Raw genomic sequence first — 24,882 nt, 5'->3', positions numbered from 1 at the left:
TATTAATAATACTGATCAGCTGCCCTGCCTCATTATAGGAATAATTGACCTTTAATCCGTTTGTAAAAAATTTTTTCCTGCAATAACCCGTTTTTATTGTATCGATAACCTACATTTTGGATTCCATCTGCCAGATTAGATAAACGTAAGCACTCATCATACGCGTACTTCACATTCTTCCCATTTGGATAATTCATTTGAAGCAACTTTCCCCTAGGAGAAAACTCATAGGAAGTTTTTCGCCCCTTGTAATCTGTAATGGATTTAAGATGCTCATAAACACCCCATTCTACTTTTGTAGTTCCATACCAGTCTTCTATTTCATTTAGCCGTCTTAAACCATCGTATTTCAGTGTTACCTGTTTGTCATCTGTATATTTTATATTTTCTAACAAACCAGCGAGAGAATATGTAAAACAGCTTTCACCTCCATCTCTGTCCGTCTTTTTAATTACATTACCATTTTTATCATATTCATAATACTCTGTATTTCCTAATGCATTGGTAATAGCTTCAATCTGCCCAAGTAAATTTCTTTGGTAAAGATGTGTTTCTGATTCCTTTCCACCTAGCTTCATGGCAGAAAGAAGTTTCCCCATACAATCATATTCATAAAAAGTACTATTGCCTAAGGCATCAATTACTTTTGTAATGTTTCCATTAAGCGAGTATTCAAATCGAGTAATTTTACCATTGGCATTTACCATTGATGTGATATTTCTATTTTTATCATATAAATAACTTTTTTTATTGCCCAGGGAATCCGTTACTGCAATACATCTGTCTAGGCAATCATACGTAAAATTAACAGTAAAACTATCTTGATTTTTTATCTTTGTTATATTCCGGTTTCCATCATAAAAAAACTCTTTACTTGTACCGTCGCAATACTGTACCTTTTTCAGAAGTTTTCCAGGATAATAGCTATAATCCGTCTTTCTGCCCGCTCCATCCATCTTATTTACTATTTGTCCCAGACAATCATAGGAAAAATCACTGCAGTTCCCATATACATCGGTTACTTTCGCAGGTCTTCCTGCTAAATCGTACTCCGTCAATACCTCATTTCCGTAATTATCCATCGTCTTTGTCACATTATTACTAGTATCGTATTCATAATTTAAGATAAATCCATCTACCTCTGTTCTGCTTATCAGTCGATTTAAAGCATCATAAACATATACTGTTTCTGCTCCATTGGGTTCCGCGACCTTTATACAGTTCCCATTGGGATCATGCCAGAACTTTGTAGTATTTCCTAATGGATCCACGGCTGTTTGTATATGACCTAAATGAGAATAAGAATACAGATAAGCCCCCCCATTAGTGAGACTCTTTTTAACCATTTTCCCCATACTATCGTATTCATATGAGGTGACATTTTCCTCCGGATCCGTATATTTACAGCAGCGGCTGCACGCATCATACTCCATTTGGTGAATACTGTTGTCAAAGTCCTTTATTTCAATTATTCTTCCGCTGTCATTGTATTGATACCTCCGTTTATCCCTAACTGCATTCGTAATTTCTTCCAGCTTACCAGCATTGTTATAAGAATACAAAGTCTGATTCCCATTTCCATCAATGTATTTTTCCTGCTGACCTAATTCATTGTAAAAAAACCTTCTGCAATTTTAATTTAACATTGCACCCTATTCCTCTATTTCTATATCAAATTCCGAACTTGGTTTATCACTGATTAAGCTTTCATAATACCAAAAGTATTCCTTTTCTCCATAAAGCGTATATTCAATGACCTCAGTAGGGCTCTGGCCTTCTATTTTCAGTGTCTTTATTTTTTCCGTTCCAAAACTTCCGTACACAAATCGACTACCTTTGTCAATACTAAAAACCGCCAAATAATCATACAATGGAACCATCCGACGCATATCTACCAGTGATAACTTTTGTCTATGTCGTCCTTTTGTCATCTCTGTACTATCCAAAAAAATCAATGCATATTGTTTTCTTTTGTCTATTATCCTCACTTTAAATTTAGCTCCGATAAAACCTTCTTTTTTTGAATTACTAATTGAATGATAAAACATTGCTGAATATTCATCATTCTCAAAAATTTTTATTACATCACTTACCACACTCATATAAGGGTATTCCTTAAAATAATAGTCAGCACTTGCGGCAAGAGCCGCTTCCATAGTATCTGCATAAATAAGTTCTGGTTGCTCAAAGTTTGGCATTTCACCAGTACCGTTATACTTTATTATAGCGTTTCCAGATCCATTCCCTTCATTCTCTGTACTTAATGCAGACAAAATAGTCAGAACAACCAGACCCACAAATATTCCCAGCACAATAAGCGCAAATATCCCTATATATTTAAATATCTTCTTCATCAATTGCCTCTTTGTCCTCACCTTCTCATATATTAATTAAATAATCTTACCACATAATTTTTATTTTCAATATTATGCTCCACAAAAAACCAAGGAAGCTCCTCCTGTTTCAGGAATAAGCGCTATAGCTAATGCAAGTAATAATACTGTTCCAACACATTCTACTACTGTATCCCATGGTGCTATTGTTTCATCTTTAGAAATCGACCATGTTACATTGGTATAAGATCGAATACTTACTCCATTAGATAGTATCAACGGCAATTTATCCGTTCCTCCTCCCCAACTTTCGTTATAATATACTCCTTCCACTCCATCATAGATAACCTTTCCTGCCACATTCACCCCATTATGGACGGATTTCCCAATATTATCAATCGTACTGGAAATATCATCTTTCCAGGCTTCAAATGCTCTTCCATATTCATTAATTAAGTAATCAGCAATCAGTTGATTTGCCGCCTGTTGGAGAAAACGTCCGTTTTCGTCAATCCATTGATTCGGATCTCTATCGCAATACGAATAATGATTCATTGTCTTCGGAAGCCCAATGATGTCATTTATACTAGTATGCCAGTAACCTTCAGAACAAATATAACAGGGAGAAACAACAAGCGAAAGACTGAGGGGGTACAAGAACGTGTTTCATAACCCCATCGGTGACTTTCGCAGAAAGGCGGATTTATAATAATGGACTACTATAACCGTTACGGGTTGGAATTTAATCCCTTCCTCAAGAACTCCAAAGAACTTATCGTAAAGACCAATGAATACAGCGAGGTTCTTTTCCGACTGGACTACCTTGTAAAAACAAGAGGCTGCAGGCCGTCAATGACTGTGAACTCAGATAAGCATAACCTTAGGATTTTCTTCCCTAATTAATTTGCGGGAGAAAATCCTTTCTTAAAATAAACTGCCAAAACAGCCACCACTAAAGTGACGGGATTACCTTTTTGTACAATGAAATAACTGAAAATAATCTGTCGGATAAAGTATCGTTTAATTTGCCAAATGACAGTATAGGTATTTCCCATGGAATTGGTAAACCACCGCAGTTTCCCATACTGGTATTTCAGACTGATTTTTCTTCCGGTATGATCCTCCACATAAATCAGTTTTCTTTCTTTGTTATAGGTATAATTCAGCCTGCCTCCAGTCCCATTATCCACACATTCCAAAAGTCCGTCACTGTTGTAAGTAAATTTCCGGTTGTTTCCATTCCTGTCTTTCTGGCTACATAGCCTTCCCTCCTGGTCAAACTCATAAACAGTGCCATCTTCCCGCTCAAACCGGTAGCCGTTTTCTGATTTGCTTAGTATTCCTCCGTCTCCCATAACCGGAGCATAACTATTCCCCAGCTTCCGGCAGTAAGGCAACTCCCGCCCGTCTTCCAGGACAATTCCTAACAGTTCTTCCTCTTTGATTTTTATCAGACGAACCCCGTAATTATGATTCCAGCCCTCTCCAAGTACCTGCTGGTCGCCGCAATCCATAGCATTATAGAACAGCTGTAAACTTAACGGCAGATTCCCATTTATCACTAGGTCCTCTTTTTCATAAATCAGCAAAGAAACCAGTCATTGTATCAATTAGCTTCCGTGGAGAAGCAAATAATCCGAATTACTGAATTTCTTCTATCTCTAAAATCCCATCATAAAACATCTTATGTCTGATACAATAGTATATCAACGCTATTGGCCAAAGCGCACCACTCGCCAATATTTTCAATAGGCTATGTTTAATAGCAAACCCTATTGTATCTTTTTTATACCTTAAATTTAATTTAACAATCTTTTTCCCAAAACTCCTTCCTTTAAAAAAATAATCTTGTACGAAAATATATAAAAATAATAATATACAATAGACAACAAGCCAGCCATCTGAAATCTGAAATACCGTATCTATATACTTCATAATTATTCCAACTGGATATAAAGAAAAGATAATGGTGTAAATTATGGAAAAAATTACGTAATCAATTATTGTTGCAAAAAAGCGCTTCATAGTTTTTCCTCTCTCAATTAATTGCTTGCTTCACATTTAGTAGCATTACTTGGGTTGGCAACAGGACCAATTACAATATAGGGTATCGTAGGATCCTTTTTATTACCTCCATCGGTACTTCTTGACTCGCCTTTCGTTGCATTGCTAGGATTGGCAACTGGGCCAATAACAATATTAGGTGTTGTAGGAATCTTTCTTCCAATGGCACTGAGATTTATATCCAAATTGATTTCTCCTCCCACTCCAAGATAAGCACCTATACTATTACTTAAAATAATGTCTTTTTCCCCACTATCTGTACCTATTACAATTCCCCCAATTTGGACATTTGCATAGACTATATTTTCTTTATGTTTTCCTGAAGAAGCGTATCTTGTTCCTGTTACACCTACCTCACCATTAAGAAACGGAGTTACGTCTACAGCACCACCTAAATCCATGGATTCTGTCCACTCGTTTACATCCAAACTATCAAAAGTATAATAACGCAAAAGCCCTAATTCGGCACCAACCCCAAGCACTTTTACTTTAGCCTTTGCTCCTGTACCAGCGTTTATAGATAAGTGTAATATTTGATCTGATTTCTTTGGAACTTCTGGCTTTTTACCATTTAAATCAACTAAATTGATGGAATTTCCCCAACAGTATTCATAAGAATTCAAAGTAAATGGCTGTTCAATAGTTCCTTTTATAATATCCTCTCCAGCAAATCTCCCAATTCCCGGAAAATATTCTCTTGCTTGCGCAAAATATGTATTTGCTATGCTGTCGCTTTGATATCCTGTATACCCAAACGGCTGAACATCTCCCTGCGTTTTATACAAATCCTGTCCAAACTCATCATACCCATATATAGTCTGATGTTTATCCTGAATCCCGGTCAAACGAACCGTACTTCCCAGCTCGTCCTGCAGAATAATATACCCATGTTCTCTTTCTGTCAAAAATAAAACATTGTTGTTATCCCAGACATAAGTTTGTGAGCCCATGCTATCTCCTGTTGTCTCTGTCTTTTCCAGTAAATTATGATAATTCCTGGTCAAATCCAGAAGATAATCCGTTTCTCTCTTCGGCTGTTCCATCAACAGCATTTCCGCCTGAAGGCCGCGATCAGACTCTAAAACAGAAACATCAAATTCGTGTCTTCCAATCCGGTTCCCCAGCCCGTCATAATTGTACCTGGCAGCCTGTCCTTTGTTATTAAAAGCTGCCGCTAACCGGTTCGTCTCATCATATGTATACCGATTGGACTCTTCCAGTCCATAAAGAACAGCGGTCAAATTTCCTCTATCATCATACTCATAGGATGGTTCCGGGAAAATCCCCTCCTCACAAATCAGTTGGTTTGCCGCATTGTAATTGTAACGAATATTTCTTGTCCCTGCCTGCTTTCTGATCCGGTTTCCAAAAGCATCATACTCGTATCGGCTTATACGCTCCCGATCCTTTATCACTTCTGTAAGCCGGTTCATCGAATCATATTGATACTGATAAAAACCACTCTCCTCCTGAACTATCCTGCTCATTTCCCGTGAAATTCCATCTGAGGAAAAAACATCAGCCTGCCGCCGCTTCCTTATGGAAGTTTTATTTCCCATAAGATCGTAATCGTATTCATAATGATCTAGTATCTTCCCGTCCTGTTGATGAGCCAGGCTGCTTAGCTGTCCCATAGAATTATAACCATAACTGGTGACTATTCCGTTGGGAAAAATCTTTTTTGATAGATAGCCATTCTCATCATAAGAATAATAAATTTCTCTCTCTCCTTCTGTCAGTCTAATTAAGCGAATCAACTCATCATATTCATAAGATACGGTTCGTCCATCTGGATAGGTCAACGCTTTCCTCTCTCCCAATTTTCCCCACTGATAAGACATTTCACGTCCTTTATAATCAATGATTTTCTTTGCTCTTCCAACTTCATCAGGCTCAATCCTAGTTGTTCCCAGCCAGTCCTGTATTTCAATCAACTGCCTTAAGGAATTGTAAGTGAATGCAACGCTGCGTCCGTCAGAATAGGTGACATGTTCCATTTCTCCCTGCGGATTGTAAGTATAATTGGTTTCATATCCTTCCCCGTCCATTTTCAAGGTCATTTTTCCTGCCAGGTCATAGGTAAAATGCTCCTTAATGCCAAGGGGATTGATAATTGTCTTAATTTTCCCAAGCACATTGCGTTCATATTGAGTCACATGGATCTGATTTTCATCAAGAATGTTCTTCCCACGGAAAGTCTCCTCTCCATTTAACAGGACCTTCTTTCCCTCATGCTGACAAATGGTAACCAATTCTCCCATATCATCATAAGCATACTCCGTCCGGTTTCCTGCCGCATCAATCACTGAAGTCAGTTTCCCACCCGGAGAGTATTCATAATGGGTTACATGCCCCAAGGGGTCCGCTATGGAAGTCACTTTTCCCGCAGCATTGTATGTATAGCTCTTTTCCTGTCCAAAACTGCTTTTTACCCTTATTGGCTGGTTCACACAGTCATAGGTAATTTCAAGAAAATCCCCTTTATGGTTCTGGCGGCGTATCAGATTCCCATTATTGTCATACAAATAGGCTTCCGATGTTCCATCGGGATAAATAATTCTGGACAAATCCCCGCCCTTGGCATATTCATAAACGGTCTGTCGCATCTCAGGATCTGTCCTACAAATACATTTTCCCAATTCATTATACTCATAACAGGTCTTATTCCCCAGAACATCTGTCTCACTGATCATCTGTCCCATCTCGTCATAAACATAGGTATGAGATTTTCCCATGGCATTTGTAATTCCAATTAAATGCCCTTCCATATCATACTCATACCTGGTTGCTGCACCAGAAGGATCCGTTATTTTTGTCATCCAGTTCCGTTCATTATACCCCATGACTGTGCGGTTACCATTGGGATCTGTTACCGCAGTACGGTTCCCATTGGAATCATATTCATAATGAATGGTTCCTCCTGTGGGAAGTTTGATCTGTTCCATACGGTTCAAACTATCATAAGCGTAAGCCAGTTCTCCTCCGTTTGGCAGAATCCGGCGGGTTACATTCTGCAGCTGGTCATATTCCATAGTGAATTTCTCTCCGTCCGGTCCAGTATAAGCTTCCACCATATTCATGCAATTATAGCTCTGACTGATAACGGCTCCATTAAAATCTATGATTTTTTTCACTTTTCCATTTTTCGTGTATTCATAAATACGCCGTTTCCCTTGTGCGTTAATAACGCCAGTTATCCTGTCACCTGTATCATATTCATAACTTGTACTGTTTCCATTCCCATCAACAGTTCTTACTATCCTATTTAACGCATCATAACCATAGCTGGTTGTATTCTTAGACCCATCCATAATTCTAGAAATATTACTATGCTCATCATATTCTAGGTAGATATGGCTTTTATCTTTTTGAACAACCTCCTTTACTCTACCCTGCGTATCATAAATAAATTCCTGTTCTCTTCCCAATGCATCCTCCATATGGAGTAGATTTCCTTTGTTATCATATGTGTTTTTTATTTTCATTACGCCATTTACGGATAATACCAGTAGGCGGTTATTCGCATCATATGTCATGCTATGTTTACAACCGTCTGGATAGATAATCTGGGACAAGTTTCCTTTATCATCATAAGCTAATTTTATCATGTTTCCGTTCTTGTCGACATACCTAGTCAACTGGTTCCTGTCATTATATTCAAATGTTTCCTCTCCATCCTCATAGATGGTACGGATATTACGCATTTTCTTATCACTTTCATATATAATCAGGTTCCCATTTTGCTCTTTCATGTATGTACGGTTATTCTTATCATCATAGCGCAGTTCCACTACACCTCCATCCGGCAGTGTCTGCTTCACCACACGGTCACCCCCGTCATATTCGTTTTTTACGCCTACAATATTTCGAGGTGTCACAACTCCATTGAGCTTTCCATTCTCGTTATAATCATATGTATAGGTACAGCCGCTTGAATTGATAAACCAGCGAAGTTTACCATACTGATATCTTAAGCTCACCTTTCGCCCGGTATGGTCCTCCACATAAATCAGGTTCTTTTCCTTGTTATATGTATAATTTATCTGACCGCCTGTTCCGTTTCCCACACTCTCCAGAAATCCATCCTCGTTATACATAAATATCCGGCGGTTACCGTTTTTGTCTCTTTGGGTACACAGCCTGCCATCGCAGTCGAACTCATAAACAGTCCCTTCCTCCCTCTCATAAAAATACCCGTTTTCTGACTTCTTAAGACTTCCTCCATCCCCCATTACCGGGGCGTACTTTCCCCCCAGTTTTCGGCGGTATGGAACCTCCCTTCCATCCTCCAGAACGATACCTAATAAATCTTCTCCGACAATTTTTATCAGACGTACTCCGTAATTATGGCTCCATCCCTCTCCCAGGTTTCCCTGATTTCCACATTCCATTGTATTATAAAACAACTTAAAGCTTAAGGACATAGTCCCTTTGATGACAAGATCTTCTTTTTCATAGATATAATTACCCGTATTCATATTGATTGGATCCTTGCCAAAGACATGGCAAAGCATATTTTTCCCAGAGACCCAGCGGACCACGTTCTGATAACGCTTCAGGAAGGCAGCCCAATTAATTTTCCCATCATAACCCTGGCCGGATGTGACCGGTATGATGATTCCGCCTTTTTTACACAACAGAACGGAACTCATACTAATTGCTTCTTCCCCACCAACTATTTCAGCCTTTGTGGCTGACACTGCAGTATTCTCCCATTTTTCCACTAAATCCATAAATCCTTCACATTGATGGGTATTTTCATTTTTCTTACATTCACCAAAATAAGGAATATTAACACATGCCTTACAATCCTTACAATTGACCTTTTGCTTTCCACCACTGGTATAGTTATGGTTTTTCGGTAACTTAAGCTGTGTAACACAGCTTCCATTCACACACATCAGTTTGGCTCCCTCCACCAGATACTCTTTACTGTCTACGGTCTTCTGCACCTGATTGAAAACCGCTCCAACCCCCAGTCCAGAATTCAGTTTCCCTTTTTCACTCATCAAAGTTTCTCCTTACCTTATTTACACTTTTTCCGATCTTCTATATCTGACTAACCCATCCATCTGTCAAATGTACCTCTTTCAGTTCCATTCCAACAATTTCCCGTTCCAGCAAACTTTCCGCTAAGTCCATGCGTATGATTGTCGCGCTCTCCAGCCCTATCCTTACACGAAACAGAGGAAGCCCGTTCATTTTTCTTCTGTCCAGTATAATCCCGCGCTGTCCGGGGCCTGGTTTTCCTGCCAGACACTCCTCTTCTTCCAGCACAGGACAGTAATAGGAGGCACATTCCCCTTTTTCCGTATCAAATAGTACAATAAACAAAAATGGAATATTTAAATCATATAAAGCCGTCACCTCAATAGCTGGCCTGGAAAGCAAAAGAAATGGCTTAACAATAACATCCGGAAATATCCCGTCAATTCCAAGTTTGGCATTAAGCTGAAAGAAAGGCGGTATCTTCTGGTACTCGTCCCGTGTCAGCTTCCTTACATCAATGGTCTGGCTCCAGTTTATGATCTGCGGAAAAGGATTTTTATCTCCGTTGGTCAATATAAAATATTTCATCTTTCCTTCATACGCCAAAGGATCTCCCCCTCTCCCTGATATCTTCCGAAAAAGGCAATAAAGTGTTCTGCCTTTACTGCCTTTTGAAAAGCTTCCGTTTCCATGATCTCTCCTGCCAGGTCAAAGCACAGCTGACGGACAGCCGCATAGTAATATTCCACACATTTCCTGCTGACAGCCTCTTCCTCATACCTCCAGATCCTGGGGTAGTTTCTGCGTAAGCCTGTCATCACGGATTCCATGTCTTCCTCAAAGCATTCAAAAAAGCAGGGAGGACGCCAGTACAGTTCTGCCGGTGCCGGATCAAAATAGAATTCTCTGTCATACAGGGACAACAGGAATTCATGGCTGCCAGTCTGAAGGCTGGTGCAGAGATAGCAGATCCCCAGCCATGATACTTCTTTCTGCGTTTCTACCGCCTGACTGAATAACTGTACAAAGGCATCCACCGCTTCATTTCTGCATTCCTTTTTCCGGTAATCCATCTCCAGCCTGCGGCACTGGGAAGCAAATAACTCTTCCTCTGCACTTTGGGCGGCCCTCTCCAATTCTTTTATCCGGTCCATCAATACCCCTCCTGCTTATTGTACTCTGAATTCTCCACCGGTAAATGAGATGCCCTGGTCAATATCGATGCTGGTTGTCTTCTGTTTCAGATTTACGGAGGTTGTCCCGGCTGCTATGAGAGAGCCGGTTTCGCTGGAAATCGTTAAGTCGTCCTTTGCTTTTATCACGATGTCATGCTGGCTGACAATCTGCACCCCTTTTGCATCATTTAATTCAATTTTCGTTCCCTGGTTATTGGTAATTACAATGGAATCCGGTGTAAAACGGACTTCCTTGTGGTATTTATTCTTGATGATCTTGTGCTCCGGATTTTTCCGGTCCGGGCTTACCGTATCCAAATGAACGGAGCTGACCACATAAGCCTCTTCTTCCCTTTGTTCCGGTATATGCAGCCGGACCACATCGCCGATTTCCGGCATACAGTACCAGCCGGTCCCGTCAGGAGCAGAATAAACCGTAGCGTATGGATACCACAGATTGATATTCTGCTCCTGGTTTTCATCCTTTAAGACCTTTACCATCACTTTATCCTCTTTCACCTTCAGGACCTCTGCCTGGAAGGAACATCCTGACCTGTCTTCCTGGAATGTTTCCGGAAAGTCCATGCCGGACCTGGATTTTAAATGGCATGTATGAAGCATTTCTCCTCTCTCATATGTGCTGTCCATTTTCCAGACAAAGAGTTTGAAACCGTTTACTGTCAGCTGGTCCCCGATCTGGTAATCCTCCCGGCTCTGTAGGATGTATTCCAGACAGGCCTCTTCCTGCATTTCCCGAAGCCCCTGATTCCGTTTTCTGCGGTAGCCTCCCAGATCCTTTTTCACTGCATATTTGATGGAATCTGGAAGTTCATAATGCTCACCCTCCGGTAAATCATAAAAATATTTAACACCGTATGTCCTGGTGCTTGGCACAAGAAAGCTGTGAAATCTTGCTGCTATCCGCTTTAAAAATTCCCAATCAGTTTCTCTGTGCTGCAGCACCAGTTTTCCTGTAGTGTCTGTGAGCGGCCGGGTTTTGATGAGCCCTGGTTTCTCATAAGTACCGGTGATCTGTTCAAAGATCTTTTCATATGTGACTGTACTGTCCTGAAAGGTCCTGAAATACGGTTTTAAATCCATAAAGCAGGTACCCGTAGTGATCTCCAGGGTCATCTTTTTCTGGTCCTTCATGCTTTCAATCGAGAAACCGGTAACAATTCCCCAGAAAAGGATCTTTGCTTCGCCTTCTTTTCCTACTTCTTCTATTTTTTCCCATACGTCTCCGGTCAGCTGCTTTACATAAATTTCTTCATCCTGATCTGCTATGTATCCGCTTATTACAGCTGTGCCATGTTCATTAATTTCTCTGCTGACCTTAAGTTCTCTGATCTCTATAAACTGTAACGGTTCTGTTTTAAGATTGTATTCTTTCATGCTCTTCCTCCTCTGTCTGTATCGTCCCAAGCATGGTAAGGATTTTCGGCTTCCATCTGTCGTAGTCCTTAAATATGCAGTAAAAAGTTCCTATGATTAATTTTTCCTCTGAAAGGAACAGGAACATCATATTATAAACCCGTTCATCGGCGGCAAAGCTTTTGTAGTCAAACCACAGGACAGGGCGTTTTCCAGATACGTTTCCCTGATCATAGAAAACGTTCTTTCCGTCTGCCTGTTTCAGTATCTGGCAAATTCGTTCCCTCTCAGCTTCCAGATCTATCACGGCTTTACCACCTTCCAGTCTTGCAGTCTGAAAAGTAAGTCCTGCGTGTTCATGAGGATTGAGGAGAAACATTTCCGGCCTGTTCTTGGAAAAGAAGACAGACGCTGCCTTTTCCTTTCCGATCTCTTCAAAACCACCAGGTATCTTCAGCACAAAACCCGGACCATAAAACTCAGGCCAGCCAGACGGTTCTCCTCCCCGCCTCTTCGCTTTCGGTTTTATCCTCTTCAGCTCCTTCTTTATTTGAAGAAAAACTTTATCAATATCATCATCATGAACCTCTTCCATCCAGTCCACCTCCCGACATATCCTGGTACACTATGTTGTTTCATGCAGCGTATGAAAGAACCGCTTCAACAGAACCTCCCATTTCATGCCATCCTGCTCCGGATAGGTAGCTGTAGCAAGGAACATTTGGTTACGAACTGACAGGACCGCCTTTGTATGTTCCTGCTTTTCTCCAGGTTCTTCCAGTTCCATAGTAAACCAGCCGGCAGGATACTGCCCGGCCACATACAAATGGACCGGTGACAGCTCACTCCTTGGATGTCTGCTGCTGATATATTCTCTGACCGCCTCTGCTGCCTTTCTCGTTTCTTCCGGCCTTAGCTTTTTATCAATCCGCTGGAATGTCATCTGATTTTTTCCATCCGCATCTGCCAGGATCATTTCCGGGCGTTTATCATATGGGTAAAACATCTCTTTCATGATCTCCGGCATCTGCTTAAGCTCTGCCGGGATCTCTGCCGATAATATTCCATCGATCAACACAATTTGTTCCATGGCAACCCGTTCCTGGAGACACCCTTCCGTATCCTGATCATACAATATGTTCATCATACATACACCTTATTCATTCTTTTCCTGAAAGCTGATGGCAAAGTCATTTATGATCTGCTTCCTATTCTTCAAGCTTTGCTGTGCCTTGTCCTGCTCCGAGCGGAATACCTTCTGTTCAAGCATGGCTGCGGCATCCAACTGGCTGCTGATTGCATTCAACCGGTTAATTTTTTCAATTGCAGGACTTTTCCCCACCCCGCCGCTTTTTATGGTTTTACTCATTTTTTGTCTCTGCCTCCCTTGGTTTTTCCCTATCTGGTCTTCACCATATCCACCTTTGTCCCTGTTATCTGCTGTTCCAGCCCGGCAGAGCCGGCTGCACATGGAGTAGAAGCCAGCACCGCATTCTCCGCTCCGCTGATATCATATGTTTCAGAATCCGAAGAATCGAACACGGGAAATCCAGCCACTTTGCTTCCTTCCATTTTTACTTTTCCGAATTTTCCAATGGAATCAAATCCGTTGCACATATTGATAACTGTTGGTGACAGGATATTCCTTCTTACAATCGAAATCTCCTGAGGAGCTTGAAAAGATACCCGGCTCCCTTTCAGCCACACCCCTTTCCTGGCTAAGATTGTCACCTCCCCACTGCTCTCGATGTTCGCTCCCACCCTGTCATGAATTTCTGCTTTTAACGGGACTTTCTGTTTCATATCTACAAATCCCAGGCTGTCCGGCAATAGATACATACGTTTATCCTTTGCTGTTGTAAAATACCGCTTTGAAGGATCTCCCATCTCTTCATTGCCGGTTCCGTTTTTTCTGATACAGCTGCTGGCCCTGGCATTTCCTTCTTTGTCATCAAAGGTGATCGTGATACGCTCTCCGATTTCCGGCATACAATACATCAGATTACCGGTTTCCGGCATCCAAGGATACCAATACCCTTCACCGGAAGGCTTCTCCCCGTCAATATCCAGTTTAACCCGTACACCTTCCTGTTTCGTTTCCAGTACCGTGCCGCCCAGGGAAACCCCGGCTATTTGGGGATTGTCGTATCCGGCCGTTCCGAATGCTTCGGGAGAACCCGCTATATAATGGTAAACCAGCAGACCATTTTCAAGACTGCACTTTTTTGATAAAACCACCTTCTCTCCGCCATCAAACATAGATATGTGGTCTCCTGCCTTCCAGCTTTCATAGCTGCTTATCTCATAACAGATAAACTGGGGCTTTTCAAAATGGTACTGATCCCGGTCATAGGTATAGTAAGCCTTATCAAACCAGATTCTCTCCGGCCGAATTCCTTTCCCTCCTGCCGAGTCCCCAAGGGGCAGGCCAAAATACAGTTCCGGTTTTAAGGACCCCCCTCCCGGAAGCAGGGAAGTTCCTAATTGCCCTGCAATCCGTTTTAAAAATTCCCAGTCCGTTTCTCTGTATTGATAAATCGGTTTTTCGATGTTCCGGTCTTCGATATGAAAGATTACATCAGCCTTTTCTGTATCGGATAACACACTTCTCACCAGTTCCTTATAAGTCATATCAATCTTTTGGAATGATCTGCTTTTCTCTTCTAAGTCCAGCAATTCCGTGGGCGATATTGCTTCAATCCTTGCTTTATACTCATTCCCTTCCTGCCATATCTCAACATTTTTTATGTAACCGCAAAATATAGGCGGAACAGCCTCATTTCCATTCACATCTTCCGCTGAAACCGTCACACTGCTTCCTGCCAGTTTCTGAAAAACAGGAGACGCTCCTGTTTCAGCCGGTACAAATCCTGTAATCCTGGCGATGGTATGGCAGTTTTTTTTAATATCCAAATCAAATTCCTTAATTTCATTGATATTTAACCCGCTGCTGATTATTAGACTTCCTGATGTAACTGCATTCATAAAATAACACCTCCCCCATTTGGTTGGATTCCCTTTATAACATCCAAAAAATTCCTGCTATATTAAATTTACATTATACGCCAAGAAACGCCAAAAATATTTTACATGTATTAATTAACCATTTATATGTAATTTTAGGTAATACTTTGCTTTTTTATTGAGGATTGTGCTCAATTTCAATCCGAAATTCACGTCTTCTGGTATCTGTTTTTTCGTTCCAGCCGGTGGTTTCATCTTCCGATTGATATTCTCCTGCATCCTTTTCGATACTTACATACATTATGGGGAAAGACTGAATATCCTGTACATTGCTCTGCTGCTTAGTTGGAGACTTCTTTTGTAATAGTACTCCTGTCCCTCCCCAACTTCTTGCCTGTCTCTGTAAAAGTCAGATCCTTCTTCAGTCCACCTTCAATCTCCAAACGGTCTTTATAAGATAAAAACTTAGCCATAGTGTCTCCTTTTCCCACCGGCTAAGTTTAATATATCACGAAAGGCAGGGACTGCGCCCTGCCTTTTTGTAACACGAATTTCTCTATGCTATTTTCAAATATTTGTACCTAACTTTCCCTTTCAGACGGGAAAGTTATTTTACAATTGAGGATTGTCATTTATGCTCATTTATTGTTATTGTTATTTATGCAGGGAATCTCCTATTGGCATGATGGAAAACAAAATTGAGGAGGCTATAAAAACATCGGACGTTTTATTCCTTGAGCCAATATTCAGAGCCGGAATCCGTGCGGCATAAAAAGCCGTATTCGATTAACAGCCGCCTGATGTAGGGGAAATCATGATACAATTCCTTTAAAGTGCCGTTAATCTCACTTTCGCTGTAACGGGTTCCCGGTAAGAACTTGTCTGATACTTCACGCAAGACCACTATTTTGGCCTTTTCCCTTGAAGGGAACTGCTTGATTGCCCCACTTTTATCAAAATACCTGGACAGGATCTTCATTCTTTCCTCCACAGTAACATCATACCGGTCATCCATCATTGTTGCTGTTTTATGGGCATCATAAAACTCTGCCTTATCATTTTCTGCTTTCATGGCTGCCTCCCTTTTATTAAATATTTCCATTGCTGCTAAAAATAACTTTGATTGTTTTTCCTGTTCATGAAGCTTATAACGGTAATTTCTCACAGTCGAACAGGAAATACCTTTTTGCGCAGCTATTTCTTTATCAGATAAGCCTTCTATCATTAAAGATAATATGGAGTGCTGTATCTTTGATAAGCCTAAAAACGCAGGGTTCATATTCATTAAATAATCCAGCATTGATTCATGTTTTTCCTCAATATGAACCTTTGCCATTTTGTTTGCATCATAAAAATGGCCGCTATGAGGATATATCTCCCCCTTTGTATACTGCTGGCTGCAAATCAAACAATAAACGGAATCATCGTCTTCGTAATATCCGTTCATTAATTCATCAGGAGCAGCCTGCCACAGAGATTTTCTGTCAAACGAATTTTTCATGATTTTCTCCACTTCATACATTTTAACATTGCATTTGTAATTTGAAATTTCGCTCACAATAGATATTATATAGTAATATTTTAAAAATGTCTATGTATAAGTAAACATTTTTATATTTTGTTTATAATTTATATTAAGATTATTATTTGACGCAGTCAGGGATTATGTATTTTATTATCTTTATTCCGCCTCATCCGGGAGGCTGTCACCAACTGCTTATAAGGATTATCATGAAATTAAATGCCCTCAAACATGCAGGTGACCCGTAGAACGTCTGAAAAATATTTGTCTAAGAAATACATACAAAAAATGCTGCCCAATAAATGAGCAGCATTCCAAAGTTCTATACATTCATTATCTTATACAACCTTATTTTTAATGGTCCCGATCCCCTCAATTAAGCATTCCACTTCATCTCCTGCCGCCAGAAACTTCGGCGGTTCAAATCCCATTCCAACCCCCTTGGGTGTCCCGGTGGAAATGATGGCTCCTGCCCTGAGGGTCATTCCCTTGGACAGCTCGCTGACAATATGATCGATGTTAAATATCATAAGACGGGTGTTGCTGTCCTGTCTTAACTCTCCGTTTACCTTGGACTGAATGCCAAGCTCCGGCGGATAGGAAATGGAGTTTGCAGTCAGAATACAGGGGCCCATGGGAGTAAAACCGTCCAGGCTCTTTCCAAAATACCACTGTTTATGGGCATTCTGCACGTTGCGTGCACTGACATCATTGATAATGGTGTAGCCGAAAATATAATCCTTTACCTGTTCCGGGGCTACATCCTTTGCATCCTTTCCAATAATGACTCCCAGCTCCGCTTCATAATCCAGGCTGTCCACCATATCGCTGTGGCTTAAGATCTCCCCGTATGGGTTCACCGCCTCATTCACTCTCTTGGAAAAATAAACGGCATTGGGGCGCGTCCAGTCAAAGTCCTCTTTTTTAAAGCGGGCAGACTCCTCGGCATGTTCCATGTAATTAAGCCCCAGACAGATAATGTCCTGCTCCGGTGTCCGGATGGGCGCCAAAAGCCTTACCTCTTTCATCATGGCAGCTCCGACGATGTTGCTCTTGTAAGGATCCAGGCCGGAAGCATGTTCCAGAAGATCAAGCTCAGACTGGCTCAGACCCTTGATAACCTCCAGCATCTCCTTATACTCCATACCAAATGCCCTGAGAGGAAAGACCCACATCTCGTCCTTGCTCACTACCCCGATATCTTTTCTCCGGTCAACCTCGTATGTAACTAATTTCATAACATCCTCCTTTTACATGAACCATAGCTCTTCCTTTGTGGTGGAGATTGCATCCGCACCTGCGGAAAAAGCCGCCATAATATCCTTTTTATCTGATATCAGTCCGCCTGCAATAACAGGAATATCCGTATAGGCCCGAATCTCTTTCAGCACCTTGGGCATGACACCGGGCATGATCTCAACCAGATCCGGATGATAGGTATCAATCTGCTTTTTGGTCGTACTCATGGCAAGGGAATCAATGATAAAGGTTCTCTGTACCCCAACCAATCCCAGCTCAACCGCCCGCTTTACAAGAAGAGGCTTTGTGCTGATGATCCCATCTGCAAAAGTATTCTGCTTAATAAAATCTACAGCGATCTCCCTGGAGCTTAAGCCCTGTGCTAAATCCGCATGGACGATGGCATGTTTCCCATGTTCCTTTATCTGCTTTACAATGCTGCTGATGTTGCAGATATTTCCATACAGAATGAACACCACCTGGCATTCTGATTCAAAGCATCTTTTTAACCCATTATCATCCTTAACCGCTGCAATCACCGGAGATGCCTCCAGTAGTTCCATTGCCTTCATCAATATTCCTCCGCACCCACAAAATATGGATCTCGTTCTACTTTATCAATCCTTTTCCCCACCGTCAAGGCAATTTTTGCCCTTTCTGGCTTTTCCTGAGAAAGTAAAGCACATTTTAACGTTCTTTTTTCCATACAAGATAGCAGGAGCTGCGGTCTCCGGAAACGGACGCCTCGCCCCTGCTATCGTTATCTACAGTTCTTTGCTCTGTGCCCACCGCTTACAGACTTCCGGAAAGTTGCTGATGACTCCGTCGCAGCCCCATTCATAGACCTGCTCCAGTGCGGCCATGTCATTGACCGTCCACACATTCACTGAAATTCCGTATTCCCTGCAGTTGTCCACAGTCTCTTTTGTCAATCCCTTTACCCCCGGGTGGTAGCATTCAAAATGATACCTGTCACAGTAGTATCCTGCATTTCCCAGGCCCTGATGGTCAAGGAGGGCGCCGCACAGGATTTCCGGAGCCAGTCCCTTTAACCGGGTTATGGAAGAATGGTTAAAGGAAGAAAAGATAACTTTTTCCTCAAGTCCGTATTTACGTACAAGCTCCAGGGTCTTCTCTTCCAACCCCTTATAATAATATACGCCTGTCTTAAGCTCAATATTAGTAATAAGTTCCTGATTTTTTGCCCATTTACAATATTCTTCAAAAGTCGGAACAGATTCAAATCCGTGGATCCCTCCCCAGACCGCATCCGCATCGAACTTTTTCAGCTCCTCATAAGTAATATCCTTCACAAATCCTGTTCCGTCCGTGGTCCTGTCAATGGTTTCATCGTGGATCACCACCACCGTTCCATCCTTTGTAAGCTGTACATCCAGCTCGATCCCGTCACAGCCTGTCTCTGCCGCCTTCCGAAATGCCAGCATGGTATTTTCCGGATACCTGCCGCTGTAACCTCTGTGTGCGAATACCTTCATATCAACCCTTCTTTCCTTTTATTTCCGCAGGCAATAAGTCCGGCACAGGAATGATTGCATCCCTGCATTTGACACTCTCTTTTAAATCTCTTTCCAGTATAGCATTTCCCGGATAATTTTTCCACAGATTCCCTTGTTTTTATACAAAACAGCCTCGTTAATCTGCAGGCTGCCCAAAAAGATCAGGCTGCCTGCAGCAATTACGAGGCTATTTTCCGTGAATCATTTTAAATCTTTTCAACGTTCCTTGTGGCGACAATGGAAACACCGGTTCCTGCACAGTCCGGAATGATCACATCTCCAATGGTTACAGGTGCGGAAACAACCGTTTTCCGGATTTCCTTCATGCATTCAAAAATTTTGCCCTTTGGAATATCCTGCTTTGTCTTTACAGGTACCATTTCCAGGTCACCGCCCAGTATTCGGACCGAGGAGGTCACTACCCTGGTGGGGCTTAAAACCTCTTTCCTGCCGTATTCTTCCCCACGGCTGCAGGAATTCCCTGTCACCTCAACCTGGTCTCCCTCTATGCGCACCGTCAACGGACAGCCTAAAGGGCAGCGGATACAGATCAGTTCTCTTACCTCCATATCATTCCACCTCCGTACAGACAACAATTCTCTTAAGTTCCGGATATTCTTTAAAGCTGTCTTTCCTTAATACTACCTGTTCCATTTCACCAGGAGCCAGAATCTTCTTCTTTTTATGGGAAACCCGTACATCATCATAATAAACGCTGATGAAGCGATCCTTGTATACATCGGCCACACGGAAACGGACCGTGATCTTATCCTTCATATTCTCCACGTCCATCATCTGAGGCACCGTATAGCGGACACCGTTCTCAGCCGCCAGCTCCACCGTATGAGCCGCCTCTTTTTCCATATCCTCTTTTACATAGGCTGCAGCGCTTTCTCCTGCCAGGGCGGCTTCCTCGGATACATAATCCACCAGATCATGGACATGAAGTACATTTCCGCAGGCAAAGATGCCTTTTGTGCTGGTCTCCAGCCGGTCACCCACCACAGGACCTGAAGTCACCTGGTTCATCCGCACTCCCGCTCCCCTGGAAAGCTCATTTTCCGGGATCAGGCCAACGGAAAGGAGAAGGGTGTCACAGCTGTAATATTCCTCTGTGCCTGGAATTGGCCTTCGGTTTTCATCAACCTGGGCAAGGGTAACTCCTGTCACCCGCTCCTTTCCCTCGATATTCACTACCGTATGACTGAGCTTTAATGGAATTCCATAGTCATCCAGACACTGGACAATGTTCCTTTTTAAGCCGCCGGAATAGGGCATAAGCTCTGCCACCACCTTCACCTTGGCCCCTTCCAGGGTCATTCGCCTTGCCATAATGAGCCCAATGTCTCCGGAGCCTAAGATCACCACTTCTTTTCCCACGCTGAAGCCTTCGATATTCATCAGCCTCTGGGCGGTTCCTGCGGAATAAATTCCTGCCGGACGAAAGCCCGGTATATTAAGGGCACCTCTGGGACGCTCCCTGCACCCCATTGCCAGGATAATTGCCCTGGCTTTTATGGTTGCCAGGCCGTCTTCCCTGTTAATTATTGTCACTTCTTTGTCCTCGCTGATAGAAAGGACCATGGTATTTAATTTATATGGAATGTTTTCCCCTTCCGCCATCTCAATATAACGGGCCGCATATTCCGGACCGGTTAATTCTTCCTTAAAGGTATGAAGACCAAAGCCGTTATGGATGCACTGGTTTAAAATGCCGCCAAGACAGGATTCTCTTTCCAGGATCATTATATCCGTAATGCCCGCCTTCTTTGCCGCCACTGCCGCAGCAAGACCGGCCGGACCGCCTCCGATTATCACTATATCATGCTCTGTCATGTCGCTGTCCTCCTTATTTATGACCGGTCACTAAATTGGAGCCGGGCCTGTTCTTACAGATATCCTCCATGGTCCTGCCTGTTTCCCTAGCCAGGATCTCCATGGTCCTTGGAGCGCAAAAGCCCGCCTGGCACCTTCCCATGCCGGCGCGCACACGGCGCTTGATCCCGTCTAAGGAAACGGCTCCTAAGGTCCGTGTAATGGAGTCCACGATCTCTCCCTCACTGACCCCTTCGCAGCGGCAGATAATGGTTCCGTACTGGGGGTTCTTCTTAATCAGTTCAGCCCGCTCATCAAAAGACAGCCTTTGAGGATCCAGGATCCCCTTTCGTGTGGCCTTAAAGTTCTCTTTTTTGTAGGCGCCCGCCTTTCCGGCAACCAGCTCTGCTATGTAGACCCCAATGGCCGGGGCGCTGGTAAGGCCCGGTGATTCTATTCCTGCCGCATCAAAGAAACCGGCAGCATCGGAAATCTCTCCCAGGATAAAGTCATCCCCATCCTCATGGGCCCGAAGCCCTGAAAAGGAGGTGATGATCTGGCGGAAGGGTATGTTCTTCACTCCCCAGGCAGCTTTTTCCATGATGTCCGACAGCTCCTTTGCTGTCGTCCTCACGCCTTCCTTATCTTCCACATCACTTGCCGTAGGCCCGGTCAGTAAGTTGCCGTGGACGGTAGGGGTTACCAGCACGCCTTTTCCCATTTTGCCCGGAAGCTGGAAGATAGTATGGGACACATGGGTCCCTGCCTCCTTATCCAGCAGGCAGTAATCCCCTTTTCTTGCGGTGATGCGGATCTTTTCTTCACTCACCATGTTATGAAATACATCGGCATAGACTCCTGCAGCATTGATCACATAGGAGGCATGGATGATCCCATCTCCGGTTTTTAAGTCATAGCCCTTTTCTGTTTTATGAATTTCTTTCACCTCAGTATTAAATAAAAATTCTACGCCGTTGTCACAGGCATTTTCCGCCAGTGCAATGGTCAGGCCAAAGGGGCAGACGATCCCGCCGGTAGGCGCATATAGGGCCGCCACAGCCTGATCCGTCACATTAGGCTCCATTGCCCTCACCTCATCGCCGGAAAGGATGGATAAGCCGGGGACACCGTTTTCTATCCCCTTCTCATAAAGCTCTTTCAGAGCAGGCATATCTTCTTCCGAAAAGCAAAGCACCAGAGAACCGTTCCGGATCAATGAGAAATCCAGTTCCTCTGAAAGCTCTCCCATCATGCGGTTGCCTTCTACATTGAACCTGGCCTTAAAAGACCCGGGCACCGCATCGTGTCCTGCATGGACAATGGCGCTGTTGGACTTTGATGTGCCGGAACAGACGTCCTCCTCCTTCTCAATGACGCAGATGCCAAGATCATAGCGGGCCAGTTCTCTTGCAATTGCACAGCCGATTACGCCGCCGCCGATGATCGCTGCATCGTAACTCATTTCCTTCATGTTTTTCTCCTCCATATCCATAATGGTCACCCATATTTGTGGAAATTGTTTTTATAATATAAAAAAGAGTAAGGAAAATACACGGATCCCTCCGTATTATTCCCTTACTCTTTCATCTCAAAGGTTTTTATATTCTGTTGACTTAATGCTAGCACAACCCTTGCGGGATTGTCAAGATTTTTCTGCCATGAGCATCCTATTCGCTCACCGCCATGACCGTATTCTCCTCCGCCAGCTTGGATAACAAGGCCCCCTTGTCAAAGCCCGGCGGATAGATGACTTCAAATTCCAGCTTGATCTCATCCTTTTTATTCTTGTTGATCTTCACGGAAGAGATTTCTACCTTTTCCTTTTCTAAAAACTCCTCCATGCTTTTCACTGCTCCGGACTTCTGCGCTATGGTCATACGCAGGCAGCCGCAGGAGGCCACCTGGGCAAAATAGCTGATCCTGTGGGTCAGCATCTGCATGACAATGATGAGAACCGCTGACAATATGCCCACAATGTACTGGCCCGCCCCAAGAGCCAGCCCTACTCCGGCAGTAGCCCATATTCCGGCTGCCGTTGTCAGACCGTTTACCAGATTGTTCCGGACAAAAATAACACCTGCCCCTAAAAATCCCACTCCGCTGACTACCTGAGCTGCGATCCTGGCCCCGTCGCTGGTGGGAATGTCCGGAAATCCATACTTGGAAACCACCATCATAAGGGATGAGCCGATCGCCACAATGGCATGGGTCCGGATTCCGGCTGATTTATTCCGGTTTTTTCTCTCACTGCCGATCAAAAACCCCAAAAGGCCGGCAGTAATGATCCGCAGCATATATTCCAGCTGAATCATCACATATGATAAGGTAAATCCCCCAAACAATATATATGTACCTTCCAAATCCTACCCCTCCACGTTCTACGACTCGTCCTCAGACCATAAGAGCGCACATTTTACAGCCCTCTTCCAGCCCTTTACCAGCTTTTTCCGGTATTCCAGCTCCATCTGGCTGTCAAACGCCCTGGAAGCCTTCCAGTTTTTCTTGATCTCTTCCCGGTCCTTCCAGTATCCTACCGCAAGACCTGCCAGATACGCAGCACCAAGGGCAGTGGTCTCAATGCATTCCGGCCTGACGATCCGTGCATCCAGCACATCTGACTGGAACTGAAGCAGGAAGTTGTTGGCGCACGCTCCTCCATCCACCCTCAGCTCCTTTAAATGTATTCCGGAATCCTGTTCCATTGCCTCAATCAGATCATACACCTGGTAAGCCATGGATTCCACCGTAGCCCGGATAAACTGCTCTTTGCTGGTTCCCCTTGTCACCCCTACAATGGTTCCCCTTGCATACTGATCCCAATAAGGAGCTCCCAGCCCTGCAAAAGCAGGAACCACATAGACTCCTCCCGTATCTTCCACTGCATTGCAGTATTCCTCTGTCTGGGGCGCGGATCGGACCATGCGCATCTCATCCCTGAGCCACTGTACGGCAGCCCCTGCCACAAAGACGCTTCCTTCCAGGGCGTACTGAATCTTATCCTGTTCACTGGCTGCTATGGTGGTCAAAAGCCCGTGCTCTGACTTTACCGCCTTTTCTCCTGTATTCATGAGGAGAAAGCAGCCGGTTCCATAAGTATTTTTCATCTCTCCCGCCTCAAAGCAGCATTGGCCGAACAATGCCGCCTGCTGGTCTCCTGCCGCTCCTGCAATGGGAATCTTCCCTCCCATCACATCCGAAGAAGTGTAGCCATAGACACAGCTTGAAGGCTTAACATCAGGCAGCATGGTGCGGGGAATGCGGAAATATTCCAGTATTTCTTCATCCCAGCACTTTTTATGGATGTCAAAAAGCATGGTACGTGAGGCATTGGTATAATCGGTCACATGAATGCAGCCCTTGGTCAGGTTCCAGATCAGCCAGGTGTCCACGGTTCCAAACAGCAATTCTCCCCGGTCCGCCCGCTCTCTTGCACCCTCTGCATTGTCCAGGATCCATTCGATCTTGCTTCCTGAAAAATAAGCGTCAGGGATGAGCCCGGTCCTTTCAATGATAAGCTCCTCCAGGCCGTCAGATTTAAGCTTCTCGATCCTGTCTGCCGTCCTGCGGCACTGCCATACAATGGCATGGTAAACCGGCTCCCCTGTCTCCTTATCCCAGACCACCGTGGTTTCCCTTTGGTTGGTGATCCCGATTGCAGCAATGTCGCTGTAATGGGCCCCTATCTTTCCCATGGCCTCCATGGTCACGGAAAGCTGTGAGGACCATATCTCCATTGGATCATGCTCCACCCACCCCGGCTGCGGAAAAATCTGAGTAAACTCCTTTTGTGCTGCACTGCAGATGTTCCCCTGCTCATCGAACAGGATGCATCTGGAACTTGTCGTGCCCTGATCTAAGGCAATGACATATCTTCCCATAATTCCCTTCCC

The 24,882-nt window shown here is 43.5% G+C and carries 23 protein-coding genes; all 23 read right to left on the bottom strand.

Features of this window, described 5'->3' with window-relative positions:
• Positions 1 to 32: 32 nt before the first annotated feature.
• Entirely contained in the window at positions 33 to 1,586 is a 1,554-nt protein-coding gene (locus K401_RS0110765; protein WP_498371136.1) for a hypothetical protein, read from the bottom strand.
• Between the two features lie 66 nt (positions 1,587 to 1,652).
• Positions 1,653 to 2,354, bottom strand: a complete 702-nt coding sequence (locus K401_RS0110760; protein ID WP_024292948.1) for a hypothetical protein — start codon at positions 2,352 to 2,354, stop codon at positions 1,653 to 1,655.
• A gap of 72 nt (positions 2,355 to 2,426) precedes the next feature.
• Positions 2,427 to 2,888: a hypothetical protein gene (locus K401_RS0110755; protein ID WP_024292947.1), complete on the bottom strand. Its 462-nt coding sequence runs from the start codon at positions 2,886 to 2,888 to the stop codon at positions 2,427 to 2,429.
• 344 nt (positions 2,889 to 3,232) lie between these two features.
• A complete protein-coding gene (locus K401_RS0110745) occupies positions 3,233 to 3,922 on the bottom strand; it encodes a DUF6531 domain-containing protein (RefSeq protein ID WP_278246360.1) in 690 nt (229 codons plus the stop codon).
• 52 nt (positions 3,923 to 3,974) lie between these two features.
• Positions 3,975 to 4,358 carry an RDD family protein gene (locus K401_RS0110740; protein WP_024292944.1) on the bottom strand — a complete coding sequence of 128 codons (384 nt, stop codon included), beginning with the start codon at positions 4,356 to 4,358 and terminating at the stop codon, positions 3,975 to 3,977.
• A gap of 17 nt (positions 4,359 to 4,375) precedes the next feature.
• Positions 4,376 to 9,406 carry a DUF6531 domain-containing protein gene (locus K401_RS0110735; protein WP_024292943.1) on the bottom strand — a complete coding sequence of 1,677 codons (5,031 nt, stop codon included), beginning with the start codon at positions 9,404 to 9,406 and terminating at the stop codon, positions 4,376 to 4,378.
• A 40-nt stretch (positions 9,407 to 9,446) separates the two neighbouring features.
• The gene (locus K401_RS0110730) at positions 9,447 to 9,992 is read right to left on the bottom strand and encodes a hypothetical protein (RefSeq protein WP_024292942.1); all 546 of its coding nucleotides are present in this window, start codon (positions 9,990 to 9,992) and stop codon (positions 9,447 to 9,449) included.
• Positions 9,971 to 10,540, bottom strand: a complete 570-nt coding sequence (locus K401_RS0110725) for a hypothetical protein (protein ID WP_024292941.1) — start codon at positions 10,538 to 10,540, stop codon at positions 9,971 to 9,973. Before K401_RS0110725 ends, K401_RS0110730 begins: the two co-directional genes overlap by 22 nt.
• A 15-nt stretch (positions 10,541 to 10,555) precedes the next feature.
• Positions 10,556 to 11,956: a phage baseplate assembly protein V gene (locus K401_RS0110720; RefSeq protein WP_024292940.1), complete on the bottom strand. Its 1,401-nt coding sequence runs from the start codon at positions 11,954 to 11,956 to the stop codon at positions 10,556 to 10,558.
• On the bottom strand, positions 11,937 to 12,530 hold the full coding sequence (locus K401_RS0110715) for a hypothetical protein (RefSeq protein ID WP_024292939.1): 594 nt from the start codon (positions 12,528 to 12,530) through the stop codon (positions 11,937 to 11,939). The genes K401_RS0110720 and K401_RS0110715 overlap by 20 nt, the downstream gene beginning before the upstream one ends.
• Before the next feature lie 30 nt (positions 12,531 to 12,560).
• Complete coding sequence (locus K401_RS0110710) at positions 12,561 to 13,082, bottom strand: hypothetical protein (RefSeq protein WP_156945270.1); 522 nt, start codon at positions 13,080 to 13,082, stop codon at positions 12,561 to 12,563.
• Positions 13,083 to 13,091: 9 nt separating this feature from the next.
• Positions 13,092 to 13,304 (bottom strand): hypothetical protein, encoded by a 213-nt coding sequence (locus tag K401_RS0110705; RefSeq protein ID WP_024292937.1) that lies wholly within the window; start codon positions 13,302 to 13,304, stop codon positions 13,092 to 13,094.
• A 29-nt stretch (positions 13,305 to 13,333) separates the two neighbouring features.
• Positions 13,334 to 14,920, bottom strand: a complete 1,587-nt coding sequence (locus K401_RS0110700) for a contractile injection system protein, VgrG/Pvc8 family (RefSeq protein ID WP_024292936.1) — start codon at positions 14,918 to 14,920, stop codon at positions 13,334 to 13,336.
• Positions 14,921 to 15,240: 320 nt separating this feature from the next.
• Entirely contained in the window at positions 15,241 to 15,372 is a 132-nt protein-coding gene (locus K401_RS32390; protein WP_084492843.1) for a helix-turn-helix domain-containing protein, read from the bottom strand.
• 254 nt (positions 15,373 to 15,626) lie between these two features.
• Complete coding sequence (locus K401_RS0110685) at positions 15,627 to 16,400, bottom strand: DUF2087 domain-containing protein (RefSeq protein WP_024292935.1); 774 nt, start codon at positions 16,398 to 16,400, stop codon at positions 15,627 to 15,629.
• A gap of 359 nt (positions 16,401 to 16,759) precedes the next feature.
• Positions 16,760 to 17,659, bottom strand: coding sequence for a fumarylacetoacetate hydrolase family protein (locus K401_RS0110680; RefSeq protein WP_024292934.1), 900 nt, complete (start codon positions 17,657 to 17,659; stop codon positions 16,760 to 16,762).
• A 12-nt stretch (positions 17,660 to 17,671) separates the two neighbouring features.
• Positions 17,672 to 18,232, bottom strand: coding sequence for a glycerol-3-phosphate responsive antiterminator (locus K401_RS0110675; protein ID WP_024292933.1), 561 nt, complete (start codon positions 18,230 to 18,232; stop codon positions 17,672 to 17,674).
• 192 nt (positions 18,233 to 18,424) lie between these two features.
• Complete coding sequence (locus K401_RS0110665; protein WP_024292932.1) at positions 18,425 to 19,156, bottom strand: glycerophosphodiester phosphodiesterase; 732 nt, start codon at positions 19,154 to 19,156, stop codon at positions 18,425 to 18,427.
• Between the two features lie 227 nt (positions 19,157 to 19,383).
• Positions 19,384 to 19,746, bottom strand: coding sequence for a DUF1667 domain-containing protein (locus K401_RS0110660; protein ID WP_024292931.1), 363 nt, complete (start codon positions 19,744 to 19,746; stop codon positions 19,384 to 19,386).
• 1 nt (position 19,747) lies between these two features.
• Complete coding sequence (locus K401_RS0110655; protein ID WP_024292930.1) at positions 19,748 to 21,013, bottom strand: NAD(P)/FAD-dependent oxidoreductase; 1,266 nt, start codon at positions 21,011 to 21,013, stop codon at positions 19,748 to 19,750.
• Between the two features lie 13 nt (positions 21,014 to 21,026).
• The gene (locus K401_RS0110650; protein WP_024292929.1) at positions 21,027 to 22,463 is read right to left on the bottom strand and encodes an NAD(P)/FAD-dependent oxidoreductase; all 1,437 of its coding nucleotides are present in this window, start codon (positions 22,461 to 22,463) and stop codon (positions 21,027 to 21,029) included.
• 196 nt (positions 22,464 to 22,659) lie between these two features.
• Positions 22,660 to 23,352 carry an MgtC/SapB family protein gene (locus K401_RS0110645; protein WP_024292928.1) on the bottom strand — a complete coding sequence of 231 codons (693 nt, stop codon included), beginning with the start codon at positions 23,350 to 23,352 and terminating at the stop codon, positions 22,660 to 22,662.
• 18 nt (positions 23,353 to 23,370) lie between these two features.
• Positions 23,371 to 24,870: a glycerol kinase GlpK gene (glpK, locus tag K401_RS0110640; protein WP_024292927.1), complete on the bottom strand. Its 1,500-nt coding sequence runs from the start codon at positions 24,868 to 24,870 to the stop codon at positions 23,371 to 23,373.
• Positions 24,871 to 24,882: the final 12 nt, after the last annotated feature.

The sequence above is a fragment of the Lacrimispora indolis DSM 755 genome, from assembly GCF_000526995.1.
In the GTDB taxonomy this organism is placed as follows: Bacteria; Bacillota; Clostridia; order Lachnospirales; family Lachnospiraceae; genus Lacrimispora; species Lacrimispora indolis.
The sequence above is the reverse complement of the archived record's forward strand: the minus strand, read 5'-3'. Positions and strand labels throughout refer to the sequence as shown.